The organism is Streptomyces sp. H27-H5, assembly GCF_026627505.1.
Lineage (GTDB): Bacteria > Actinomycetota > Actinomycetes > Streptomycetales > Streptomycetaceae > Streptomyces.
Genome location: NZ_JAPNLK010000230.1, coordinates 1 through 3615 on the forward strand (window position 1 = coordinate 1; position 3615 = coordinate 3615).

Consider the following 3615-nt stretch of genomic DNA (forward strand, 5'->3'; position numbering starts at 1 on the left):
GGCACCGTCACCGGATGGGCCGGGCAGAGCATCATCGTCCAGCTCGACGCCCCCACAGGCCGCTTCACCACCGGAGAGATCCGCTGCCCCTCCCTCGGCCTCGAACCCATCAGACGTGAGTAGTTACGGCTGCCGTACCGGGACCGGCCTCACACTGACGACACCACGCCTACAACCTCAGTAACCATCAGGGTCCCCGACCTGCACAAACACAAGATCATCGGGACTTTGAATCAGCCCTGCCCCGCCAGCCGTACAAGTGAAAAAGGCTCCAGGCTCAATGTCTTCCTGCGTGTGTGATAACTCTCCCGGTGACTCACCTCGCGGCATTCACACCTGTTCGGGTTAATGTATGTGATATCCAAGGGCACCCCGCAGTGCGCGGGAATCACTCGAAAGACCCTATCTCGGAGCAGATTGTGAGACGAGAGGATGATTGCCAGACGACTGCGTGAACGATTCCCGCCTGGAGGGAATGCCGATATCCGTGGTTCGATCGTAGTGATCGCAGCTAGATAGCGGCCGACTGATCGAAGGAAAGGTGGCTGGCCATGCACCCATTCAAACATCAGGGAGTCTCCCCGAAAAAACTGACCTTCGTTCTTTTCGCTGTAGACTGCCTCGCGAGATGGGCGAGAGTGCCCCTGACCCGCCAGACGCGAATCTCGACCATCAGCGGCCGAGGCTGGGGCAGGGAATTACGCCGTCATTTACAGCACATATGCGTATGGGTCGAACGGCATGCGCGAGGGGCCATGAACAGGCGCACGTGGGAGAAGCTGCAAAGGTGTGAGGTCTTACTGGTCGAACCCGAACTGGCAGATGTCAAACCAGAACAGGTGGAAACCCACCTCCCTCCACCCTATCCTGGACGAAATTTCTTCGGGAGCGGCAGCGAGAACGCCCATGTTGGGATCCTGCGGCTGAAGCTGAGTACGATGGGCAGCCCCGCGATCGATCGTGCACTCGGCCCGAAGTCACTTCCTGTGAAAGCCTCCGAATGGTTGTCCCAACTCACCGACGAACAAGAATGGGACGAGCGTATCGAAACTGCATGCGTTCACTACCAGCTCTTACTCGGGCTGCGGGGGCGCGCAGTCGACGGAATACCCGATGAGTTTTTCTGGAATACCATGTGGCGCAGGTGAAAAAGGGAGGTGAGGTACTCCAGTCCCCGCGCTCGTAAGGCCCGGTGCGTTCCGTGGCGTCAGGTCGACCCTGGCGCTACGGAACTCGAATATGCTCACACCACATGAAACAGAACCCGTACGATCTGGGGCGAGTGGCGAAACGGTAAACGCAGCGGCCTTAAAAGCCGTACCCGGAAACGGGTTGTGGGTTCGAGTCCCACCTCGCTCATGGCGAACGCTCCAAGCTCGGCCTGTTCGTACCGAGTGGCGCGGTCTTGTACTACAGCCGGGTCAGAGCGCGAGGAAGCCGCCGAGACAGCGGATTCACCTCCGTAAACGGCAAGGCCGGAGGGCCGAAAGCGAAGAAGTAACTGCCGTTCCGTCATTTCAATCGCATGGCCATCGGGGTACTGGCTCATGGCTGACGGGTCCTTAACACCCCAAATATCCGAGAACGGAACGACCCCGACCTCGATCACGGCCACCTCCACGCCGAGGAGATTGCCGTGTGGAAGACCCGACACAGGGGTGGCCGGCTGTTCATGGCCCGCGTGGACAAGTCGGGGCGCCCGCAAGCAGGCGCGGTCCTGCGACCGCTACCGAACCGCCCTGCGGCACCACGGCACCATCGGTGCCTACTACACGACGACAGAATCGGAATCCCTCTACGAGGAATGTCAGCACGGCCGCCCGAATTGCAAAACCCTCACCACACCACCACGGCCGAAGCCCTGACCTCGAAACCCCATGGGGCACTGCGCTAGCTCAACCGTTCAGAGCCGGGGGCTCACAATCCTCGGTCGCAGTTCGAGTCCCGCGCGCGCCTCATCCACCCACCGCTCGGAATCGTCGCTCCGGCGCGCGCATCCCCTTGGGGGCACCGCGCCCCGTGCCATCCATGCCCGTCGACGCCGAGGGGCCGACCCAAAGAGGGGTCATGCAGCAGAGCAAAACACTCAACATACACGTAGAGAGCCTGGGCTCGTTCTTCAGTCTGGGACTGATCGAGGAAATCCGCAGATCAAACGAGCTCAAGACGACCGACGACGTCAACGAGGCCGACGTCCGCGTCATTATTATCGGCCGTGCGGAGCCAGGAATGTCGATCAAGCCAGCCCCCAAAGGCGTTCCCGCCATCCTGCTCCTGGAGGAAGCCGAGGCACTCGATTTCAAAAGCACCTTCGATGACGGAGTGATCTCCGTCATCAAACAAGCGGACGTGGACACGGCACTACTCGTCAACGCCGTCCAACAAGCCGTCAGAGGGGTCGGCTTCGTGACCACCAGCGTGCTCCGGCAACGCCTCGACCCGAACATCAACGGCCACCCGATGAGCCTGACGGAGCGAGAGGGAATGTTCCTGGCACTCGCCGCAGACGGGTACACCACCCACGAGATCGCCCGTCACATGGGATACTCGGAGCGCACCGTGAAGTTGATACTCAACGGAATCGTGACCAGATACGCCCTGAACAACCGCACCCACGCCGTGGCAAGCGCGCTGCGCGCCGGCTTGATCCGCTGAGCAGCGACGGGGCTGGGGTACGGGGCCCCACCGACCCAGGGCTGATTCAAAGTCGTCAGGTGGGGAGTCGCCGCTGGTCGGGTGCCGTGTCTCCGCCGCTGGACCCCGGAACCCCCTGGGGCCTCCCGGCGGTCCGGAATCTCGAGCGGTATGGCCACCTGCCCAGATGTGCTCACCACCCGGGCCCGAGTTGACGCTCACGGCCTGCCCCCGCACCACCTCGAAACCCCCCGACCTGCACAAACACAAGATCATCGGGACTTTGAATCAGCCCTGCCCACCGACCTCAGACGCAGGACGGACGCGGCGCCGGCATCTGAACCGCCCCGGTGTGTCCGGGGACTCAGTTTGTTGGATGAGTGGCCCGGACGGGCTCGTGGTGGTGATCGTAGTGGGCCTGTTCGGCCTCGGCGGGGGTGAGGTCGTCGCCGGCGGTGTGCAGGCGGTTGTTGTTGTACCAGTCGGCCCAGGTCAGGGTGGCGATCTCGACGTCGGTCAGGGACTGCCACGGGCCGTTCGGCTTGATGACCTCGGTCTTGAAGAGGCCGATCGTGGACTCGGCGAGGGCGTTGTCGAGCGCGTCACCGACCGTGCCGACGGAAGGAGCGATTCCGGCTTCCTGCAGATGGTCGGTGTAGCGAATGGCAAGGCATTGGGACCCGGCATCGCTGTGGTGGACCAGGCCGGCCAGGTCGGTGGCGCCGGCCCGGAACCGGGCGGCGACCGCCATTTCCAGGGCGTCCAGGACCAGGCCGGTGCGCATGCGCCCGGCCGCCGACCCAGCCGATGATCCGGCGGGCGTACACGTCGATGACGAATGCCACGTAGACCGTGAGGCTTATTCACGGGGGGTTCGCAGCCTGGTTTCCTTGATCATGGAGGCGGCCCCGCTCGGTAGCCTGATGTTTGCGACCACATCAGATGACTACCGGGGCGGGGCCGTTGAGCTGGGACGTTACG

3 protein-coding genes and 2 tRNA genes are annotated in these 3615 nt (G+C 62.8%); 4 read left to right on the plus strand and 1 reads right to left on the minus strand.

The genetic code is table 11. The features are described from left to right. The first annotated feature begins 755 nt into the window (after positions 1–755). From OTB19_RS42035 to OTB19_RS42050, 4 genes are all read left to right on the plus strand, one after another. Positions 756–1148 (plus strand): hypothetical protein, encoded by a 393-nt coding sequence (locus OTB19_RS42035; protein WP_267804139.1) that lies wholly within the window; start codon positions 756–758, stop codon positions 1146–1148. Between the two features lie 128 nt (positions 1149–1276). Then, positions 1277–1359: transfer RNA gene (locus tag OTB19_RS42040), tRNA-Leu, on the plus strand. A gap of 522 nt (positions 1360–1881) precedes the next feature. Then, positions 1882–1956, plus strand: a tRNA-Val gene (locus OTB19_RS42045). A 111-nt stretch (positions 1957–2067) separates the two neighbouring features. Continuing rightward, positions 2068–2655, plus strand: a complete 588-nt coding sequence (locus OTB19_RS42050; protein ID WP_267804140.1) for a LuxR C-terminal-related transcriptional regulator — start codon at positions 2068–2070, stop codon at positions 2653–2655. 343 nt (positions 2656–2998) lie between these two features. Here OTB19_RS42050 and OTB19_RS42055 read toward each other — a convergent pair whose 3' ends face one another. Beyond that, positions 2999–3418: an integrase core domain-containing protein gene (locus tag OTB19_RS42055; RefSeq protein ID WP_420717028.1), complete on the minus strand. Its 420-nt coding sequence runs from the start codon at positions 3416–3418 to the stop codon at positions 2999–3001. Between the last annotated feature and the right edge of the window lie 197 nt (positions 3419–3615).